Consider the following 20,000-nt stretch of genomic DNA (forward strand, 5'->3'; position numbering starts at 1 on the left):
TCTGATATAATGATGGAAAAGACTACACTGAGGTGTTGAAATGAAGGCAGAACTTATGCGAGCTATGATGGACTTACAGGCATTACGCCAACTGCAACCAGGTAAAACAATGGTTAGTCAGCAGTCATCAGCCTTTTCCTTTACTGACATGCTTGAAGCAGCTCTTTCGAACCAAAACTCCGAACAGCAGCAGTCGACAGTTACTGTTCCCCCTATAAATGCAACAAATGAAACAAATACATCACCAGTTGTACATACTCGTTCCGCTTCATACTCATCTTCTTCGCTTGAGATTGATGGATATATTGAAGAATTATCAGACAAGTACAACGTTGATCCAAAATTAGTTCATTCTATTATTAAACAGGAATCCGGCTATAAATCAGATAGCGTTAGTGGAGCAGGCGCTATGGGATTAATGCAACTAATGCCTGCCACCGCATCTTATCTTGGGGTAAAAGATCCATTTGATCCAGGGCAGAATATTGAAGGTGGCGTGAAATACATTAAGCAGATGATTGAGAAATACGACGGTAACACCGAGCTTGCTCTAGCAGCATATAACGCAGGTCCTGGTAATGTTGATCGTTATGGAGGAATTCCACCTTTTAAAGAAACGCAGAATTATGTTTCAAAAGTGATGGGTAATTATTTAGCATAAAGAGAAAAGCTGTCTCAAACGACCGCTCTCCAGCAGTCGAATGAAGACAGTTTTTTGTTTTTTAGTTATTTTTTATGAATGGTTGGTGTTACTAGAAGTGGTTTAATATCTACTTCAAAGTTGATTGGAGCGGAAGGTGCTCGACTCCTGCGGGACTAGCGGGACAGGTGAGACCCCACAGGCGTGCCCAAGCGCGCCGAGGAGGCTCACCGCCCGCCCCGCGGAAAGCGAGCATCCTGGAGCGCAAATCAACTACTACTTTTATGGGTAAGGCTACAATGTCTACTAAATAAATTTCACATTAGCTGAGAGAAGATAGAGACAATTGATATACTATATATGAGGTGAATAATTTGAACGAATTTAAAACGTTAGGCTTAGACTCTAAGCTTATTAAACCATTAGAAGATCAAGGAATCCAGACCCCAACAGACATACAAAAAGAAACGATTCCTGTCATGTTACAAGGGCATGATGTCATTGCGCAGGCGCAGACAGGAACTGGTAAAACGTTTGCGTTTCTACTACCAATATTGGAGAAATTAGATACTGAAGCTGAAGAAGTACAGGCATTAATCGTGACACCAACAAGAGAGTTAGCCATCCAAATTACAACTGAGCTAATGAAGCTTGTTGAAGAACGAGAGGATGTTAATGTTCTTGCAGTTTATGGAGGACAAGACGTAGAGAGACAGATCAAGCGTCTTAACAAGCAAGTCCACATTGTAGTCGGCACACCTGGACGCTTGCTTGATCATGTTAGAAGAGAAACGATTGATTTGTCTCGCACGTCATTTCTTGTCTTAGATGAAGCGGATCAAATGTTGCATATAGGCTTCCTTAGAGAAGTTGAAGATATTATAAGTGAAACGCCTGACGATCGCCAAACAGCTCTTTTTTCTGCCACGTTATCAAGTGATATTAAAAAGCTTGCAAGGCGATTTATGAACTCTCCGCAAACTATTAAGGGGAAAGAAAAAGGAAAAACGGTTGAGGAAATTCAACAATATGTTATCGAGACAACAGATCGAAGAAAGTTTCCTTCCCTTACCGAAACCATTGATGAAGTGCGTCCATTTCTAGGAATTATTTTCTGTCGAACAAAACGCAGGGTTAGTAAGCTTAATGGAGATTTGAAATCAAAAGGGTACTTATCAGATGAGCTACACGGAGATCTTTCACAAGCTAAGCGTGAAAGTGTTATTAAACGATTCCGCGATGCGAAAATTCAATTGCTTGTAGCAACGGATGTAGCAGCGAGAGGGCTAGATATTGAGGGCGTTACACATGTTTTCAATTATGATATCCCACAAGATACTGAAAGCTATATTCATCGGATTGGTCGGACGGGCCGCGCTGGAGAAGATGGAGCATCATACACATTTATTGCAGCAAAAGACCAGGCTTTTATTCAAATGATCGAAAAAGGGATCGGAAAGAAGCTAGCTCGTAAAACGGTTGAAGGCGCACTTCCTGCACATGAAGAGCAGGATAAGGAGAGAAGTGATCATAGAGGTCGAACCAATCGCCCTAATCGTAGGTCGGGTTCATCTAACAATCGAAGCGGTGGAAGAAATCGAAATAAGCGATAGAAATAAATGAAGGAGGGGAACAAAGTCCCCTCCTTTTTATTATGCTCTTGTTGCTGCACTCTTTCCTGCTGTAAAACCTGTTACAAAAGCAGATGTAATGTTATAACCGCCAGTGTAGCCGTGGATGTCGAGAACTTCGCCACAGAAATAGAGACCTTCTGTGAATTTAGAACCCATTTCCTTTGGATGAATTTCTTTCAAAGAGACGCCGCCTCCTGTAACAAAGGCCTTATCAATTGGAAGAGTACCGTCAATTGCAATCTGGAATTGTTTCAACAGACGGACATACTCTCGCACTTTTTCTTTTGATAAGTGAGCGTAGGTGGTGTCTGGAGAAAGTTCTGCTTTGCTCAATAAGAAAAGCATATATCGCTCTGGAACTTTACTTTTCCAGATGTTCTTAATTGCTTTTTTAGGCTCTTCTTTTGCGATCTTCATATGTTCTCGATATAATTCTTCTTCGTTTTGATCGGGTACGGAATCAATTTGAAGAGGAATATATTGCGCATTAAACTTCTTCATCGCTTTAACAACATACTGACTACATCTTAGGACTGCAGGTCCAGATAAGCCAATGTGAGTGAAAATCATATCCCATCGATGCGTTTTAATCACTTTACCTTTAGGGTTAAGAACAGATAATGCGACATCTCTAAGAGATAATCCCTGAAGTTCCTTATCCTTAATAAAAGGCTCACTGGATGTGAGAGGTACTTCAGTAGGATAAAGATCAGTAATAGTATGACCGCCTTCTTCTGCCCAAGCATATCCATCTCCAGTTGACCCAGTGTGAGGAACTGATTTTCCTCCAACGGCAATGACAACATTCGACGACTCGATCTCTTCTTTTGATTGAAGTCTTACTCCTGTAACAGCTCCGTTACGATAAATAACTTTCTCAACAGGCGTATTTACTTTAATTGTCACATTCAGCTTGCGTACTTTCTCAAGAAGTGCATTTACAACTGATTTGGCATCATCTGTTACCGGGAACATTCTCCCGTGATCTTCCTCTTTCAGTCTAATGCCTAGATCTTCAAAGAATGTAATGATATCTTCGTTATTAAAGATGTTAAACGCACTATATAGAAACTTCCCGTTACCCGGGATGAATTTAATAAGTTCATCTAGCGGTAGGCGGTTTGTAACGTTGCATCTTCCACCTCCAGAAATAGCTAGCTTACGCCCAAGTTTATTTCCTTTGTCAACGAGCAACACAGACGCTCCGTGCTCTGCGGCTGATACTGACGCCATGAGTCCGGACGGACCCCCGCCAATCACAATGACATCGTATTTCATGCTTACACCTCTCTCATTTTGCTAAAGACAAACATACCATATTTAATACTACATATTAAAGTTTCGCAGAAATTTATATTTGTTGTTACTAGGCAAATAGCTTAAAATGAAGAAGTGTATTTTAAAGAACTGTTGAAAAATGTTGATAGTTGACGAATAGAGTTAGATGAATGGTTAGAAGTAGGAGATGGAGAAATGTCTGATTCAAATGTCATTAGAGGGACGATGCTGTTAACAGCTGCCACCCTTTTTTCAAGAGTGCTCGGGATGATTTACATGTTCCCTTTTACTGCTCTTGTAGGAACACAAGGAGTAGCATTATATACGTATGCGTATACCCCTTATACAATTATGCTTAGCTTGTCTACAGTTGGAATACCGCTAGCTGTTTCGAAGTTTGTTTCAAAATACCATACGCTCGGAGATTATAGGACTGGAAGGCGATTATATAAATCTGGGCTAGTGCTAATGGCTTTAACTGGTTTCGTCGCATTCCTTGTTCTGTTCTTATTAGCGGAGCCAATTGCAAGGATTGTTATTGATGAAGGTAAAGAAGGTAACACAATAGCGGATGTGACCCTTGTTATTCGGGTTGTAAGTATGGCGCTGTTGATTGTGCCAATTATGAGTTTAACACGAGGATTTTTCCAGGGCCTTCAGTCTATGGGGCCTACTGCTGTTTCTCAGGTTATTGAACAAGTTTTCCGTATCGTCTTTATCCTTGCATCAAGCGTTATTATCATTAAGTTCATGGACGGAAGTGCAGCTACTGCTGCAACATATGCAACGTTTGGCGCATTCGTAGGTGCTGTCGGCGGCTTAATGGTGGTTTTTTGGTATTACAGAAAGCGTAAGCCTGAACTTGATCGACAGCTTGCTGAAAGTACAGTAGACCATGACGTGTCATTGAAAGATATGTACAAAGAAATTATTACGTATGCTCTACCATTCGTAGTTGTTGGTCTTGCGATTCCATTGTACCTTCAAGTTGATACTTTTCTTATTAATCCTGCACTTAAGAGTATAGGATATAGTCAGCCATCTTATGAAGAAGTGTTTGCTATTATCACTGGACTTGCTCACAAGTTGATTATGATTCCAGTTTCACTTGCAACGGCGCTCGTTATGACGATAATTCCTGCGATTACAAAATCATTTACAGCTAATCGTGAAGGTGTACTTCAGAATCAGTTAACCCAAACGTTTCAGATTCTACTATTTCTAACAGTACCTGCAGCGATTGGCCTTGCAATTCTAGCAGAGCCCGTTTTCCGTGTGCTTTATCCTACTGTAAATCAAGAAGTGGGTAGTTCATTGTTAATGTGGTACGCTCCAACAGCAATTTTATTTGCCCTTTTCTCAGTTACGGCAGCTATTCTTCAGGGGATTAACAAACAAAAATTCGCTGTATATAGCTTGCTTGCTGGTCTTGCCTTTAAAGCAGGATTAACGTATCCACTCGTTACGATCTTCGAGGGAAAAGGGGCAATCATTGCAACGAATATCGGATTGTTTACATCAGTCGTGATTACGATCACGATCATTAAGCGATATACGGAGTATGAATTTGGGTTTCTCTTTAGAAGACTATTGTTAATAGGGATTTTCGTTACAGTTATGGCAGTAACTGCGAGAGCTGCTATCCTGCCACTTGAATCGGTGTACCCTGACCTTTACCTTTCTAACAGTGAAGGTGGAAGCATGCTTTACTCGGTTATCAATCTGCTAGTAGGACTAACGGTTGGCGGGATTGTTTACCTCTGGCTTTCATATCGTTCAAACCTTGCAGGATTAATACTCGGTGAACGGTTCACATTCTTAAAACGACGATAAAAAATGAAGGCCATGTTGGCCTTCATTTTTAATGAAGAGAATTTTGCTTTTTTCAATAGTCGTTTTCTTCTTCCCTTATTCCGATCTGTCTTTCAATACGTCTAATTCTTCTATTCTGCCTTCTAAGTTGGCGTTCGATCTCTCTTAATTGCTGCTCGATATTACCAGGATAACCAGGATATCCACCTGGTTGACCAGGGAATCCACCCGGTTGACCAGGAAATCCACCCGGCTGACCAGGGAATCCGCCTGGCTGACCCGGAAACCCTCCCGGATATCCAGGATAACCTTGCCCTTGCTGTCGATCATACATACACGATTCCCCCTTTAATTAGGTACGTGATAGTGTATGCAAAAGCTAGGCAGTGTTTCTGGGCTTTTGCCCGTGTTATACTGAGTTTCTCTGATACCAGCTTAGCTGTTCTCCGATGCCGAGTCCTTTAAGTGGGACTTCGTAATGGTAGTTGAAACGGTTCAGTTGAGGCTCGAGGTGTTTACGATACACAGAACCACCATGCAAACAAACTGTTATTTTCGTAGAGGTTTCATAGGTTGAGAACTGCTCAATTACTTTTTGAGCCCACTCTTCTCGTTGTTGATGTGTAAATGTTTTAATGGAAACATCGTACGGATCCATTATATCGGTTGGTAATAGTAGACCGTCTTTGGCATTATAGAAATACATGCGATCATAGTTGTGTGAAGCATACTCAAGTGTCTTTTGAAACAATGGACTTTGATAGAATTCTATAACAGGTGCTGATTTTTGGCTTTTCTTTCTTGCAGTTGCTAGAAGTCCAACCTTAACAGTCATTCAATTCACTCCAAACGTGCAATTTGACATCTGTTATTTACATACCCTTGATTCCTTGAAACTATGCTTTAAAATAAAAGAAAATTTGGAAGAATTATGGTAAAGGAGCGATTAGATGCGTTTAGATAAAATGCTTGCCAATATGGGATATGGAACAAGAAAGGAAGTGAAGAAGCTTCTGAAAACAGGTGTTGTCCGTGTAGACGAAGAGGTAACGAAGGACCCTAAACAACATGTTGATCCAGAGGGGAATCATGTTACGGTTCACGAGGAAACGGTTGAATATCGTGAGTTTATCTATCTTATGATGAATAAACCAGGTGGAGTTATTTCAGCAACTGAAGATGAAGATGAGACTGTAATCGATCTCCTCATCCCTGAAGATCAAGTTTTTGAACCTTTCCCTGTTGGGCGCCTTGATAAAGATACTGAAGGATTACTCTTAATCACAAATGATGGGAAACTTGCCCATCATCTAACTTCACCTAAGCATCACGTACCCAAAACGTATTATGCAAGAATAAGTGGTCACGTCACGGAGGACGATGTACAAGCTTTCCAAAAAGGTGTCACTCTTGATGATGGATACGTAACAAAGCCAGGGGAATTAACAATCCTAGACGCAAATGATCATGATCAGTCTGAAATTGAGTTGACGATTCATGAAGGCAAGTTTCATCAGGTAAAACGGATGTTTGAAGCGGTTGATAAAAAAGTCACTTACTTGCAGCGTATTCAAATGGGCGATCTTCATCTTGATCAAGATTTAGAACCTGGAGAGTATCGTGAGTTAACAGTAGAAGAAGTGAATTTGTTACAAAAATGATTATTCGTTTCTTTTTCGCAGACATAGGGAATAGCAACCTTATACAGTTGCGGAGGAGAGGATAATCGTGATTAAGGTTGGTAATGAATTAATAGGTCATAAGCTTACAAATGACTCGACAGCTGAGTTAAGTATTAATCAAGTCTATTTCAATCAAACGTTAAGTAAGGTAACTTATGTAGAGGTTAATAAGCGAGAAGCTTCTAATTATAAAGATGCAGTTCCTGATCATTATTCAAGTGAAATGCTGCATTCTATTGAAGCTTCAGGAGGACAATTCACACCGGATAATTACCCTGTGACAGATGATGATCGTAAAGCGCACGATGCGAATGGAAGCATGATCGTTTCTTACGATTCACTTTCATGGGAGCAGGGTTCCCTTTCACTTATGGATACTGAAAAGGAAGTTCAATCTACAATACTTGTTGATCAGAACTCGTTTGCAGCATTAAATAAAGCGGAGGTTCTCACGGAAGAAGGAAAAGAGCTAGGTAAAGTGAAAGAGGTTGTTATTAATCAGCATGGTCTAGTTGAAGGACTTGAGCTTTCCGAGGGCCTCTTTACTGATTTGCTGAAAAGCGATCAGCCTCTTCTTGAATTGAACGAGTCAATTCAGTTCGAACATGGAAAAGTAATTGTGCCTGATAAATACGTTGAAAAAATTTCGAAATGAAAATAGTAAGGAAATCATCAAAGTAAGTAAATAACGTCATTCCTCTTAAAAAGGGATGACGTTATTTCTGTTTTAGGCACCTATAACTGTGCTAACTAATTTAGTTTTTCAAACGCGTTATGTGTTGAACTTTCCTGTTCGAGGGCGTGTGCTAGTAATGGTACAATCGATTTTCTGTAGATGCCATTCAAATAAGAAGGATCAAAAAGAATTAAGTCAGACTTAGTTAGATAAAAACGATTTAGGACATGAGGTAAATTTATATCATCTGGAAGGGTGTCAAAATGAATAACGATGTTCGTAGGGTAGCTAGAGAGTGATAACCCTGCATGAAGGCGCCCTATAACTCCCTTGCCTTTATAATATTCTGTTATAATTCGAATATTACGCGGTGTATGAGGTAAAAGAAGTTCTGGAACATTAGATACGATAATAACTTCTTCTGAATAAGCTTTAATAAATTTGAGTTTTTGATTTAATTTAGCTACGTAACGATCAGCTGAGAAAAAGTCTTCACTATAGGTATTGAATATTAAAATCCCTGTAACCATGTTCTCACTTCCCATCGGTATTTTTCTCTAATGATACATTTTGATGGGGTATTAATATGTGTACTTAGTCACACTTACTGAAGTGTGATATTTATCACACCCTACTACTACATCATCTGTTATACTATTTTTAATGATTCGATGGATCGAAGGGAGTTAATATAATGGAGTGCCCTTTAAGCACAACTGGATATAACACACAGTCCTTTGATAAGAATAATTTCTCTAAACTAAAAGGTGTTATGTATGAACGCCATGTCTCTAAAGGAGAGAAGATTTACTGGGAAGGTGAAGGTTGCGAGTATCTCTATTATTTAAAACAAGGTTCAGTAAAGCTTACGAAAAGTTCGGACGATGGAAAAGACCTTGTATTGTATTACTTTCAACCTAGAGATCTTTTTGGTGATTTGAGAGATAACATTAACACAACGAATAGTTACAGTGCTGAAGCAATGAGTGATTGTACCTTAGGAGTTATTCAACAAAAGGATCTAGAGACATTGTTGTGGCAAAATGGTGATTTGGCGATTGATTTTATGAAATGGCTCGGATATATGCAACGGTTCTTGCAAACAAAGCTTCGTGATCTATTGTTTTTTGGGAAACATGGTGCACTTGCTTCTACATTGATTAGAATGTCTAACACGTTTGGTGTTAGTGACGGAGATTCCATTCGCATTTCTAATAAATTTACAAATTCAGAAATAGCAGATCTTATTGGTTCGACTAGAGAGACGGTTAATAGAATGTTAAACCAAATGAAAAAAGACAATATTATTGGATATGAATGTGGAATTATTACGATAAATGATATGGATCAACTAAAAGATATTTGTCATTGTGAAGGCTGTCCTAAAAGCATATGCCGGTTGTGAGAATAGAGAGGGTTCTAATCTTCTCTATTCTTTTTTGTGTACTAAATTTCGTTTGTTACATAGTCATGGAAATCACAGTTGAAGTTATCCTTATTATTTGAACTAAGGATAGAACTGATATGAAGGGGAGAGAAATGAAGCTAGACCATTCTCTCAGTCTTTATGATTGGTGGGTTATAGCTTTATTCTTGTTAAGTGTGGGTTGTTTGTTTCAAGGCACTAACAAGAGGGGACGTGCATATTCATCAAAAGGCTTGGTTGATTCTCTTCATCGTTCTAAATTCAATGAAAAAGAAAAGCCCGGTGCTAGCACCGGGTTCTTTCTATCCTTCTTCAAGCTACAAATAATAGCAAAAACAATGGCTTTCGTCAGAATAACCATGACGAAAAGCCGTTTTTTACTTTTTATCCAACTTTTACTCTCTTGCTTGTAGTCGTCCAGATTCCTCTGTTTGGGCTTTTGACTAATTCGTTATAGGCCAGTACGTTTAAATCTCTTTGAACAGTTCGCTGGGTAATCCCAAACTCTTCAACTAACTCATTTGTGCTGACAGTACCATGCTTGCTAATAAATAGGTAGATAGACTTGATACGGGTCATCATACGATCAGTTGAAGTAATACTCAAAGAACCACTCCCTAACATGTAATCAATGCCTTACCCCTAGAATAAATTCTGACTATTAAAACAATATGAAGGAAACGTAAAGATATACTTAATTTTCTAAGGATTACTTCGTTTTATTCATGAAAGTTTAGTTGGTTGAGTGCTCCGATTATGACTGGAAGTGATTTCTAGATGTGTTGGGTTCCCAACAAGGTGTAATGACGAATAGGGTCATACCACTTTCATAAGATAAGCGATTGATCGGCATTATAGATTTCAATCCACTGTTTTGCCAATTCCCTGTTTCGAAACAATTTACACCCCCTTCGTTAAAATATATTTTACAATAATTCAGTAACTTCGGCAAAAAAATTCATTTCAATTGGGTTCTTCTTCCTTCTGAAACCATCATTTGCTATTCTTAACTGTAGAAACAGTATGGAGAAGGGAGGGCAAAGGATGTTTTTGAGGATGTTTATTAAAAAGGCTGTAAAAATGAACACCGCATTTATATTCTATGCGTCGTTAGTACTCGTTGGAGTAAGTGCAGTCATTATGCGAGTCATAGAGCCTGAAACATTTCCTACTTTATTTGAAGCAGTATGGTGGGTTATGACAACGGTGACAACTGTAGGGTATGGAGATTATTATCCTGTTTCAGTAGGCGGGAGAATTTATGCAATGTTTCTCTATATCATTGGGATTGGATTAATTGGGGTTGTGATCGGAAAGTTTGTGGATGGATTTGCAGAATTGAAAAAGCGAAGGGAGGAAGGGAAGTTGCCATATCAGGGCCAGAATCACATTGTCATCATTGGGTGGTCTCAAAAAGCATCTTACGCAGTAGCTGAAATTATTGAATCCGAAAAATGTGAAATCGTGATTATTGATAAACTACCTAAAGCTCCAGTTATTGAGGAATATATTCACTATATTCAAGGCGATGCAGCAGAAGAGGAAGTCCTTCGTAATGCAGATATCACAAATGCCAAAGCAGTTCTTGTTTTTTCTGACGATACGATTCATGATTCGCTATTAGCGGACGGCAAGTCATTAATTATTGCAAGTTCTATTGAACGAATGTCAACTGATATTCATACAACAGTTGAAATAAAGAAGGAAGAGCACATTAAAAACTTTACTCATGTTCAAGTTGACGAGTTTGTCCTGTCACATGAAGCAGTATCACGAATGGCCGTTAGATCCGCTTTCACAAAAGGGATCGCGGGAATTTATTCGCAGTTATTAAGCAGAGGGCATGGAGACAATTTATACGAAATTTTCGTTCATGCGAATTGGCATACATATCGTGAAGCGTTTGATGCATTGTTACAAGAGGGAGCAACCTTAATTGCTGATGGAAACAGAATGGACATCAACCGAAGACTTGATGAACCTATTTCGGAAGAGGCAAAGTTACTTGTCATATGTGATAAAGCTGTATATGAGAAGTTAAAAGGAAAGGAATGGGCTGGATGAGTGAAGTAAACTGGCATGAAGAAGTCCTGAAAAGAAAAGATGATCTGTTGAATGATTTAAGGGGATTATTAAAGATTGAAAGTGTTCTAGATGAAGAGAATGCAAGTGATCAGGCGCCTTTTGGTACAGGGGTACGTGAAGCTCTTGATTACATGCTTGCGCTAGGAGATCGAGACGGTTACCGAACAAAAGACGTTAAGCACGTTTCAGGACATCTTGAATTTGGCCAAGGAGAAGAACTTATCGGTATATTGTGTCATGTCGATGTAGTCCCAGCAGGAAATGGCTGGACAACACCTGCTTTTGAACCAGATTTGAGAGACGGCAAGCTATTCGCTAGAGGTGCAATCGATGATAAAGGACCAACAATCGCTTCTTATTGGGCAATGAACATTGTTAAAGAACTATATCCTTCACTATCAAAACGTGTTCGTATGATTATTGGAACAGATGAAGAAAGCTCTTGGCGATGTGTTGATACTTACTTCAAACATGAAGAGATGCCTTCGATGGGATTTGCTCCTGATGCAGTGTTTCCAATCATTCATGCTGAAAAAGGGATTGCTGATTTTGAATGGATTTTCCCAGTAAATGAAGGAGATGAAAAAGATATCATTCTTTCTTCTTTTCATTCAGGACAACGCCTTAATATGGTGCCTGATTATGCGAAGGCAGTATGTAAGAGTGATGAAAACACTTTATTTCAAATGAAGCAGAGTTTTGAACAATTCCTTGCACAACATGACTTGGAAGGACAGGCATCTGTTGAAACAGAGCTTTCACTTGAAGTGCACGGCATATCTGTTCATGGTTCTGCTCCAGAAGAAGGAATTAATGCCGCGTTTCGACTGGCGCAATTCTTAGAAAGTCAGGAACTTGATCAAAATGGAAAAGCTTATATCGAGTTTATAACAACATGGCTTGTTGATGACAGTAGAGGTGAACGATTAGGCGTTTCATTCGAAGACGAGATCACAGGACCTCTTACAATGAATGCAGGTACGTTCACCTATCGCTACAGTGAGGGTGGTCAGATCGGAATAAATCTTCGCTATCCTGTTACATGTCAATTCGAGGACGTTCAGAAATTATTCGAAAAGGTAACAGATCCATTAGCTTTGACCATGAATGTTCTTGACCATATGACACCACATCACGTGCCAAAAGATCACCAGCTCATCCAAAAGCTTCAACAAGTGTATGAAAAGCAAATGGGAGAGAAAGCAGATCTACTATCCATTGGCGGAGGCACGTACGCGCGCTCTCTTGAAGCGGGAGTTGCTTTTGGAGCACTGTTTAAAGGGAAACCACAGCTCGCTCATCAAAAAGATGAGTATGTCGAAATGGACGATTTACTTAAGGCTGCTGCTATCTATGCAGAAGCTATCTATGAGCTTGCTAAATAATAAAGAAAGCGCCATGCCGAACCTCGGCATGGCGCTAGAAATTATAATGAACTAAATAAGTCGCTTGACAGGTACCGTTCTCCAGAATCACACGTCATTGTAACGACAACTTGATCAGGTGAAAGCCGACCTGCAACTTGCATAGCAGCGTATACAGCAGCCCCGGAAGACGGTCCAACGAGCAATCCTTCTTCTCGAGCGAGTTTGCGAGTTACGTCGTACGCCTGTTCATCAGTGATTTGGATAATTTCATCGTAAATAGAAGTGTTAAGAATGTCAGGAATGAAGCCAGGGCTTGTTCCAACTAATTTGTGCTTACCTGGTTTGCCACCTGATAGTACAGGAGATCCTTGTGGCTCAACAACGTGAACTGTTAAGTCAGGGTAGTGTTCTTTCAATACTTCTCCAGTTCCAGTAACTGTTCCGCCTGTTCCAGCTGTACAAACAAAAGCAGCTGGCGTAACGCCAAGTTGTTTCATTCCTTCAATGATTTCAAGTGCAGTTGTTGTGCGATGTGCATCAGGGTTAGCAGCATTCTCGAATTGCATCGGTATAAAGCTACCTTCAATTGTCTCAGCAATTTCCTTCGCCTTGTTGATTGCGCCAGGCATTTTTTCTGATGAAGGCGTGAGAACGACTTTTGCACCGTATGCTTTAAGTAGTTTAATTCGTTCTTCGGTTGCGTTATCAGGCATGACAATGATAGCTGGATAGCCTTTTGCGGCAGCGTTCATTGCAAGACCTATACCGGTGTTACCTGAAGTTGGTTCAATTATGGTTGAACCTGCTTTTAGAAGGCCGTCCTCTTCAGCTTTTACAATCATATTGTAAGCTGCACGATCTTTTACGCTCCTGCTAGGGTTAAAGTATTCTAGCTTAGCATAAATTTTTGCACCATCTGGATTTGGAACCCGGTTTAATTTAAGCAGTGGTGTGTCGCCGATGAGATCAGCCATATTTTCATAGATCATATAAGCACATCCTTTTCATATAAATTAAGGTTAAGTTTCTGAATGAAATGGTTAAAGTAGAGAAAGTAGTCACTTTCACTTGTAGAAGTCTGGTTAGGTTTAAATCATACTCCTATTACTGTTCCCCATTATAGCAAAACATGAGCAAACTGAATAAAATGGCGCTTATGAATAAAAAAGTGAAAGAGAATTCAGATTTTTGATAGAATAGAACTAGGATAGAAGGAGTGAACGTTCTTGGGTACTCATTATTTCTTTGCGCTCCCCATCCAACCCGAACTAAGGCAAATGCTAGAGCAAGTTAGCCGTGAGATTGATTTAGATTTATTTAAGCATATTGTTTATCCTGAAGATTATCATGTTACCTTAGCGTTTCTAGGGGATGCTTCTGAAGAGCAACTCTCTTCTCTTCATGAGCAGTTGAGTGATGTGGTAACGACATTTCCGCCGTTTGAACTAAAAGCTGAACGAATAGCTGCTTTTGGTCGAGAGAAGAAGCCTCGCGTACTTTATGCAAGTGTTCAAATAAATGCATGGTTGGACAAACTTCATCGTGCTGTTGTTCATGCTTGTTCGAAATCAGGCTTTATTGTTGATCAAAGAGAGTATCGACCGCATATTACATTAGCAAAAAAATGGCGAGATTCAAACAAAGAGATAACACCTGATTGGCCAACACTTATCTGTGATAGTCAGGAAGTATCTTGTTTAAACCTCTACAAGGTAGCTCCCACAGAGAAACCAAGATATCAAGTTGTTAGAACGTATGCGTTTAATAAGCTATAACGTTCTCATTACGACCATACAGATCGGCCTTCTGTTTGGCTTTTATTTGGCAGGAGTTTATCTTCAATACGTATTTGCACTTCCGGTTCCAGGAAGTGTTGTTGGGATGCTACTTCTACTTATTATGCTTTATTTGAAATGGATGCCGATTAGCTGGATAGCAAAGGGAGCTTCGACTTTATTGAACCATCTGCCTTTGCTTTTTATACCAGTAACTGTTGGCATAATGCAGCATCTCGACTTCTTTAGCGGAAAAAGTCTTCTATTGGTCCCGATTGTTCTCCTAAGTACTTGGATTGTAATGGGAATAACGGGATTGCTTGGACAATTTCTTGCGAATCGAAAGGAGTAGAGAATGTTGGTTGTTTTTCATATGTTATTTTGGTTCTTATTAACACTTATTTTGTATGTTATTTTCAGAAGGCTTTATCAGCTACTGCCATATCCATTTATGATTCCAGTGCTCACTTGTACCGTTTTCCTTGTTTTTATCTTAACATCGTTCGACCTAAGCTATGATGTTTATTTCAGTGGCGGTCAATGGATTGATGCTTTGCTTGGTCCAGCTATCGTCGCCCTAGCTTTTCCGCTTTATCAACAGCGCAAGTTAATAAGTAAATACAAGGTCGAGATTCTGGCAACTGTGCTAACTTCAAGCATACTAGGTATTTTAACCGGTTATTGGCTTGCGTTAATGAGTGGGTATAATGAATTGATTACATCAACTATTATTTCAAAAAATGTCACCACTCCCGTTGCCATGGAGGTTGCACGTATGACGGGTGGAGAACCAGCGATCGCAGTTATTTTTGTTATGATTGCGGGAATAGGTGGCGCTGTAACCGGACCGTGGTTGTTTAATATTATTGGGATATCTAACTTCCTTGGAATTGGTATGGCGTTAGGTGGAGCATCGCATGCGATTGGTACAGCAAAAGCACTTGAATACGGTGAGGAAGAAGCCGCTGTAAGTTCCGTTGGATTAGGCTTGTGCGCACTTTGTGTATCTGTCCTAGGACCGATTATATTAACGTGGATTTCTTAATTTTACTGAAAAGACAAGATGTCAAAAATGGCTTTGTTAAATAAGATAGATACAGAAAAAGGTTGTAAGCACCTCAGCAAAGGATGGGATTTATTTGATACGAGATTATTCTGCATTTAAAAAAGTAAGCCAGGCTTTTACAGCATATTGGGATGATTTTCGCACAATTACGGTTATGGCCGATATCTCGTTAGATGTTCATGATGCCTACACCCTTACTGATGGTCATTTAGATCTTCCAGTTGAAGTGAAAGAGAATTCCAAAATGGGAAAGAAGAGGCTCGTTACATTATACGTAAGTGACGAATACGTTCCTGGAAATGACTACTTTCTAATTCATTCAAGTGGCGAGTCTAGCCTTGTTTTCACAGGGAAAGTTGTTCGAACAGAGGCTTTTGATGATCGCTATTATTATGATGGTGAACTAGGAGCTTTATTAACAGAAACAGGAACGATATTTAGAGTGTGGGCACCAACAGCAACGGAAGTGATTGTAAACATCTACAATCAAAGCTTTCAGAAGCGAATTGAACTTCCAATGTTAAAACAAGATCGTGGTGTATTCGAATGCTCTTCCACGGAAGGAGAGGGAACGCTCTATACTTACAGCGTATATGTAAACGGTGAATGGCGGGAGACTATCGATCCCTATGCCAAAGCTGCAACGTCAAATTGTAAATTTGGTATGGTTGTTAATACAGCTAATACAAATCCAGAAAACTGGGATCCAATGGCAAAGCCGTCGTTAGAAAAGCCTTCGGATACGATTATTTATGAGCTTCATGTACGAGATTTCAGCTCTCAAGCTAAGAGTGGTTTACAAAACAAAGGAAAATATAAAGCCTTTACGGAAGAACCACCTGAAAAGAATGGAATTCCATCCGGATTAAATTACATCAAATGGCTTGGCGTTACTCATGTTGAGTTATTGCCAATTCAGGATTTTGGAAGTGTAGATGAAATGAAGCCGGAGCCGTCTTATAACTGGGGTTATGATCCAATTCATTATTTTGTTCCTGAAGGTAGCTATTCGTTGAACTCACATGAGCCCTATACTAGAATTCGAGAAGTGAAAGAAATGATTGCAAGCTTTCACCGTAAAGGACTTAGAGTAATAATGGATGTGGTATTCAATCACGTTTATCAGCTTCATGCTTCGAACCTCGAGAAAATAGTACCAGGCTATTTCTTTCGATTCGATCAAGGTGGTAAACCCTCAAACGGAACGGGAGTTGGAAATGATACTGCTTCTGAACGAAAGATGATGAGAAAGCTAATCATCGATTCTGTTGTTTACTGGGCAAAGGAGTTCGGAGTAGATGGTTTCCGTTTTGATCTAATGGGAATTCACGATAAAGAGACTATGAATGATGTTCGTTATGCACTTGATTGTATTGATCCGACAATTCTCTTATTCGGTGAAGGCTGGCATATGAATACGATTTTACCTGATCACCGTAAAGCTATGATTTCTCATGCAAGTGAAATGCCTCGTATCGGTTTCTTTAATGACCACTACCGTGATTCTGTGAAAGGGAAATTATTCGATACGCGATCGAACGGTTTTGCGACTGGAAACTTTTCAGTTAAAGAAGAGGTGAAGAAGTGTATAATGGGGAGTGTTGAAGATTATTTCATTACCGCTTCTCAGTCAATTAATTATGTTGAGTGCCATGATAACCATACGTTATGGGACCGCTTAAACCGGAGTCATCCGGATGTGAATGAAGAAGTAAAGAAACAAATGCACAGGCTTGCCACAGCCATTACACTCCTTTCGCAAGGCATTCCTTTCATTCACGCGGGACAGGAGTTTTTCAGAACGAAGAACGGTGTAGAAGACAGTTATAAATCACCAGATAAAATTAATCGCTTTGATTGGCAGAGAATGAGAGCAGTTCAGGAAAACGTTAAGTATGTAAAAGGCCTTATCGCCATTCGTAAACACTTTAAAGCATTTAGAATGGCCGAAGTACATGATCTTAAAAGAATTACTTTCCTTGACTCTCCAGGTCCATTACTTGCGTATCGAATTGATCAAGATGAGACGAATGAAACGATGATTGTTATTCATAACGGAGGATTTCACTCTGATGTGATTGATATTGGTCATGGAGAGAAATGGATTCTTGCTGAAGGTGATTTAGCAGGTGTCGAACCTATCAGAAAAACGAGCGATAAAGTACTAACGATTGCTCCGTTTAATACGATTGTTTTAATGACAAACGACTAATACATGAAGATTTCGTCAACCTGTGTTATAATTTTTTATTCGTAGGCGGTTTTTAGCTAAGTCCGGAGAACGTACCGCTAAAGACAAAAGTAAAACTTCCAGAATCTACAAACTAACGGGAATCGAAGGTGAATTTGTTGGAGAACATTTTAGGCGAAGGCTGGCAGGTGACGCCTGCTGGCGGAGCGACAGGCGAAGCATACTTAGCTCAATATGGAGACGAGAAATTATTCCTCAAGCGGAACTCCTCGCCTTTTCTGGCTGTTTTGTCGGCGGAAGGAATTGTACCGAAACTTCTCTGGACCAAGCGACTTGAGAATGGAGACGTCATTACAGCCCAGAAGTGGCTGCCGGGGAGGGAACTGAAGTCACATGAGATGAAGCAGCCAAGAGTGGCACAAATGCTTTATAAAATTCATCGGTCTTCAGAACTTCTCAGGATGCTTAATCGTCTCGGAAAAAAGCCTTTATCCCCGGACGTGATCTACCTCGATCTTATGCAGAAGTTCGAGAATCATCATCGTACGGACGTAGAGGTTATAAGGGCTCTTTCTTATCTTGCAGCAAACAAAAACGACCTTGAACATGTGCAAAAGGTCGTTTGCCATTGTGATGTTAATCATAATAATTGGATGTTCAGTGAGGAAGGGAATTTGTATTTGATTGATTGGGACGGAGCAGTTGTTGCGGACCCAGCATTAGATATAGGCATGCTCCTATACTGGTATCTGCCAAAAGAGGAGTGGGGAGATTGGCTCACTCATTATGGTCTTACAAATACAGAAGGTCTTCGCCAACGCATGTATTGGTATGTGCTGGCTCAGACCTTACTGTCAATCTACTGGTATGATCATAAAGGATTAAACGGAGAAGTGGAATTCTGGAAGAAAGATCTTGAGAACTTAAACCATTACCGACTTATTGATACTGATTAATTGTATCTACCCACTGGCTAAGATGAGGCTGGTGGGTTTCAATGTGTTCTAGCAGATCCTTATGAAGAGCCCCAGCTGAGCTGTATTGCTCAATTTGTCCAAGAACTTGCTTAATTTCTGGAGCGATGAAATTGTTTCGTTGCAGTGCCGATGCTAACCTTTGAATTTGCTGGCATTCGGATGATGTTCCTGTACAATCGATGTGATGGTTTTTCAGAATATCAGTTAGAACGTAGAGCTGATCCTCGTGTGAGAGTGGCATATCCTTTCCTCCTTAACAGTACTACTTAGTAGCGTGTACAGCTTATGGAGAATTATCCTGCTAAGAAAGTAAAAAAACACGGAGTCATCCGTGTTTTATATGAAATGATATTAATGTGTATCTCCTTTTGCTGCCCATCCGAATAAAGCAGCTACTGAAAGAACGATAACAATCCATGGTGCCCACATAATTAGAAAGTGTTCCATTAAAATCATGCCTCCTTGTCTTCATCATAACCTCTTTGTCTTTCGATTCAACATGATTTTGCTACAATTTTATTACTATTTAATACCCGTCGAACGCGCTTTCTATTCTGTTGATTTCATGGTAAAATGTCGATTGTGTGAAAACGGAAGGTTATTTTCTAAGACATTGTTTCTATAAGAGTATTGGTTGATTTCTAATCCATTCAACTTTGAAATTGCAAAATCTCTTTCAATAACAACAATCTTTTAGAAAAGAGCCAAACGGAAAGAAGATAATAAGGAAGTGAAAGCATGCGTCAAAGAAACAAACCATGGGCGGAGGATATGTTTGCAGAAAATCCTGAACTCGTTCCAACCAACCCTAGTGAAAGAAAAGGAAAATGGAATGACGTTTTTAATAATAGTAATCCAATTCATTTAGAAGTAGGAATTGGGAAAGGTCAGTTTATTATTGGTATGGCAAAACAGAATCCTGATGTGAATTTTGTCGGTTTAGAACTCTCTTCAAGTGTAATGGTATCAGCACTTGAGAAGTTGCTGGAGGAAGACGTTCCAAATGTGCGTTTATTAAATGAAAATGCCCAGGATTTAACGACTATTTTTGAGGAGAACGAAGTAAGTCGCATTTATTTAAATTTCTCTGATCCATGGCCTAAGAATCGCCATGAGAAAAGACGACTTACGTACAAAACGTTTCTTGATCTATATCGTGTTGTGATGAAGCCGAATAGTGAGGTTCACTTTAAGACGGATAATCAAGGACTATTTGAATATTCTCTTCATAGCTTTTCTGCATATGGCATGACATTAAACGAAGTGAGTCTCGATTTGCATCGAAGCGAGATGGAAAACAATGTGATGACTGAATATGAGGAAAAGTTCTCTGCAAAAGGCAGTCGAATATATCGTTGTGAAGCACAATTTAGATCGTAAGCCGTTGTTTA

23 protein-coding genes are annotated in these 20,000 nt (G+C 39.7%); 15 read left to right on the top strand and 8 right to left on the bottom strand.

Annotation, left to right across the window (positions count from 1 at the left end):
* Nucleotides 1-40: 40 nt before the first annotated feature.
* Complete coding sequence (locus AB986_RS15800) at nt 41-661, top strand: lytic transglycosylase domain-containing protein (protein WP_048312231.1); 621 nt, start codon at nt 41-43, stop codon at nt 659-661.
* A gap of 353 nt (nt 662-1,014) precedes the next feature.
* Nucleotides 1,015-2,253 carry a DEAD/DEAH box helicase gene (locus AB986_RS15805; RefSeq protein ID WP_394176215.1) on the top strand — a complete coding sequence of 413 codons (1,239 nt, stop codon included), beginning with the start codon at nt 1,015-1,017 and terminating at the stop codon, nt 2,251-2,253.
* Between the two features lie 39 nt (nt 2,254-2,292).
* Here AB986_RS15805 and AB986_RS15810 read toward each other — a convergent pair whose 3' ends face one another.
* Complete coding sequence (locus AB986_RS15810; protein WP_048312234.1) at nt 2,293-3,552, bottom strand: BaiN/RdsA family NAD(P)/FAD-dependent oxidoreductase; 1,260 nt, start codon at nt 3,550-3,552, stop codon at nt 2,293-2,295.
* A 195-nt stretch (nt 3,553-3,747) separates the two neighbouring features.
* Here AB986_RS15810 and AB986_RS15815 point away from each other — a divergent pair, with 195 nt between their 5' ends.
* A complete protein-coding gene (locus AB986_RS15815) occupies nt 3,748-5,385 on the top strand; it encodes a putative polysaccharide biosynthesis protein (protein WP_048312236.1) in 1,638 nt (545 codons plus the stop codon).
* A 52-nt stretch (nt 5,386-5,437) separates the two neighbouring features.
* Here AB986_RS15815 and AB986_RS15820 read toward each other — a convergent pair whose 3' ends face one another.
* Both AB986_RS15820 and AB986_RS15825 read right to left on the bottom strand, forming a co-directional pair.
* Nucleotides 5,438-5,698 (bottom strand): hypothetical protein, encoded by a 261-nt coding sequence (locus AB986_RS15820; RefSeq protein ID WP_048312238.1) that lies wholly within the window; start codon nt 5,696-5,698, stop codon nt 5,438-5,440.
* A 75-nt stretch (nt 5,699-5,773) separates the two neighbouring features.
* On the bottom strand, nt 5,774-6,199 hold the full coding sequence (locus AB986_RS15825) for a DUF6884 domain-containing protein (RefSeq protein WP_048312239.1): 426 nt from the start codon (nt 6,197-6,199) through the stop codon (nt 5,774-5,776).
* A gap of 115 nt (nt 6,200-6,314) precedes the next feature.
* Between AB986_RS15825 and AB986_RS15830 the strand changes: the two genes are divergently transcribed.
* Both AB986_RS15830 and AB986_RS15835 read left to right on the top strand, forming a co-directional pair.
* Entirely contained in the window at nt 6,315-7,025 is a 711-nt protein-coding gene (locus AB986_RS15830) for a pseudouridine synthase (RefSeq protein WP_048312241.1), read from the top strand.
* A gap of 67 nt (nt 7,026-7,092) precedes the next feature.
* Nucleotides 7,093-7,701 carry a PRC-barrel domain-containing protein gene (locus AB986_RS15835; RefSeq protein ID WP_048312243.1) on the top strand — a complete coding sequence of 203 codons (609 nt, stop codon included), beginning with the start codon at nt 7,093-7,095 and terminating at the stop codon, nt 7,699-7,701.
* Nucleotides 7,702-7,796: 95 nt separating this feature from the next.
* Here the strand turns inward: AB986_RS15835 and AB986_RS15840 are convergent, their stop codons facing one another.
* The gene (locus AB986_RS15840) at nt 7,797-8,252 is read right to left on the bottom strand and encodes a glycosyltransferase family protein (RefSeq protein ID WP_152671013.1); all 456 of its coding nucleotides are present in this window, start codon (nt 8,250-8,252) and stop codon (nt 7,797-7,799) included.
* Nucleotides 8,253-8,416: 164 nt separating this feature from the next.
* On the opposite strand from AB986_RS15840, the gene AB986_RS15845 reads away from it, so the two are divergent.
* Both AB986_RS15845 and AB986_RS22770 read left to right on the top strand, forming a co-directional pair.
* Nucleotides 8,417-9,127, top strand: a complete 711-nt coding sequence (locus AB986_RS15845) for a Crp/Fnr family transcriptional regulator (protein WP_048312246.1) — start codon at nt 8,417-8,419, stop codon at nt 9,125-9,127.
* Nucleotides 9,128-9,261: 134 nt separating this feature from the next.
* Nucleotides 9,262-9,561 (top strand): hypothetical protein, encoded by a 300-nt coding sequence (locus AB986_RS22770; RefSeq protein WP_236690411.1) that lies wholly within the window; start codon nt 9,262-9,264, stop codon nt 9,559-9,561.
* Here AB986_RS22770 and AB986_RS21865 read toward each other — a convergent pair.
* Entirely contained in the window at nt 9,533-9,772 is a 240-nt protein-coding gene (locus AB986_RS21865; RefSeq protein WP_084006601.1) for a DeoR family transcriptional regulator, read from the bottom strand. The two genes, AB986_RS22770 and AB986_RS21865, sit on opposite strands and share 29 nt — an antisense overlap.
* A 420-nt stretch (nt 9,773-10,192) precedes the next feature.
* Here AB986_RS21865 and AB986_RS15855 point away from each other — a divergent pair, with 420 nt between their 5' ends.
* Nucleotides 10,193-11,212 (top strand): potassium channel family protein, encoded by a 1,020-nt coding sequence (locus tag AB986_RS15855; protein ID WP_048312252.1) that lies wholly within the window; start codon nt 10,193-10,195, stop codon nt 11,210-11,212.
* On the top strand, nt 11,209-12,618 hold the full coding sequence (gene pepV / locus AB986_RS15860) for a dipeptidase PepV (RefSeq protein ID WP_048312254.1): 1,410 nt from the start codon (nt 11,209-11,211) through the stop codon (nt 12,616-12,618). The genes AB986_RS15855 and pepV overlap by 4 nt, the downstream gene beginning before the upstream one ends.
* A 41-nt stretch (nt 12,619-12,659) precedes the next feature.
* Here pepV and cysK read toward each other — a convergent pair whose 3' ends face one another.
* The gene (cysK, locus tag AB986_RS15865) at nt 12,660-13,589 is read right to left on the bottom strand and encodes a cysteine synthase A (RefSeq protein WP_048312256.1); all 930 of its coding nucleotides are present in this window, start codon (nt 13,587-13,589) and stop codon (nt 12,660-12,662) included.
* A gap of 237 nt (nt 13,590-13,826) precedes the next feature.
* On the opposite strand from cysK, the gene thpR reads away from it, so the two are divergent.
* The 5 genes from thpR to AB986_RS15890 all read left to right on the top strand — a co-directional run bounded on the left by thpR (nt 13,827) and on the right by AB986_RS15890 (nt 18,588).
* Nucleotides 13,827-14,375 (top strand): RNA 2',3'-cyclic phosphodiesterase, encoded by a 549-nt coding sequence (gene thpR / locus AB986_RS15870; RefSeq protein ID WP_048312257.1) that lies wholly within the window; start codon nt 13,827-13,829, stop codon nt 14,373-14,375.
* Nucleotides 14,356-14,727, top strand: a complete 372-nt coding sequence (locus AB986_RS15875) for a CidA/LrgA family protein (RefSeq protein ID WP_048312258.1) — start codon at nt 14,356-14,358, stop codon at nt 14,725-14,727. The genes thpR and AB986_RS15875 overlap by 20 nt, the downstream gene beginning before the upstream one ends.
* A 3-nt stretch (nt 14,728-14,730) precedes the next feature.
* On the top strand, nt 14,731-15,420 hold the full coding sequence (locus tag AB986_RS15880; RefSeq protein WP_048312260.1) for an LrgB family protein: 690 nt from the start codon (nt 14,731-14,733) through the stop codon (nt 15,418-15,420).
* 94 nt (nt 15,421-15,514) lie between these two features.
* Complete coding sequence (gene pulA / locus AB986_RS15885; protein ID WP_053216219.1) at nt 15,515-17,653, top strand: type I pullulanase; 2,139 nt, start codon at nt 15,515-15,517, stop codon at nt 17,651-17,653.
* Between the two features lie 137 nt (nt 17,654-17,790).
* Nucleotides 17,791-18,588: a phosphotransferase family protein gene (locus tag AB986_RS15890; RefSeq protein ID WP_048312262.1), complete on the top strand. Its 798-nt coding sequence runs from the start codon at nt 17,791-17,793 to the stop codon at nt 18,586-18,588.
* Here AB986_RS15890 and AB986_RS15895 read toward each other — a convergent pair.
* Both AB986_RS15895 and cydS read right to left on the bottom strand, forming a co-directional pair.
* On the bottom strand, nt 18,572-18,850 hold the full coding sequence (locus AB986_RS15895; RefSeq protein ID WP_048312263.1) for a YtzH-like family protein: 279 nt from the start codon (nt 18,848-18,850) through the stop codon (nt 18,572-18,574). The two genes, AB986_RS15890 and AB986_RS15895, sit on opposite strands and share 17 nt — an antisense overlap.
* 110 nt (nt 18,851-18,960) lie before the next feature.
* Nucleotides 18,961-19,056 (bottom strand): cytochrome bd oxidase small subunit CydS family protein, encoded by a 96-nt coding sequence (gene cydS / locus AB986_RS22985; protein ID WP_394174332.1) that lies wholly within the window; start codon nt 19,054-19,056, stop codon nt 18,961-18,963.
* 291 nt (nt 19,057-19,347) lie between these two features.
* Between cydS and trmB the strand changes: the two genes are divergently transcribed.
* Nucleotides 19,348-19,989 (top strand): tRNA (guanosine(46)-N7)-methyltransferase TrmB, encoded by a 642-nt coding sequence (gene trmB / locus AB986_RS15900; protein WP_048312265.1) that lies wholly within the window; start codon nt 19,348-19,350, stop codon nt 19,987-19,989.
* The last annotated feature ends 11 nt before the right edge of the window (nt 19,990-20,000 follow it).

It is taken from the genome of Guptibacillus hwajinpoensis, assembly GCF_001039475.1.
GTDB lineage: Bacteria > Bacillota > Bacilli > Bacillales > Guptibacillaceae > Guptibacillus > Guptibacillus hwajinpoensis.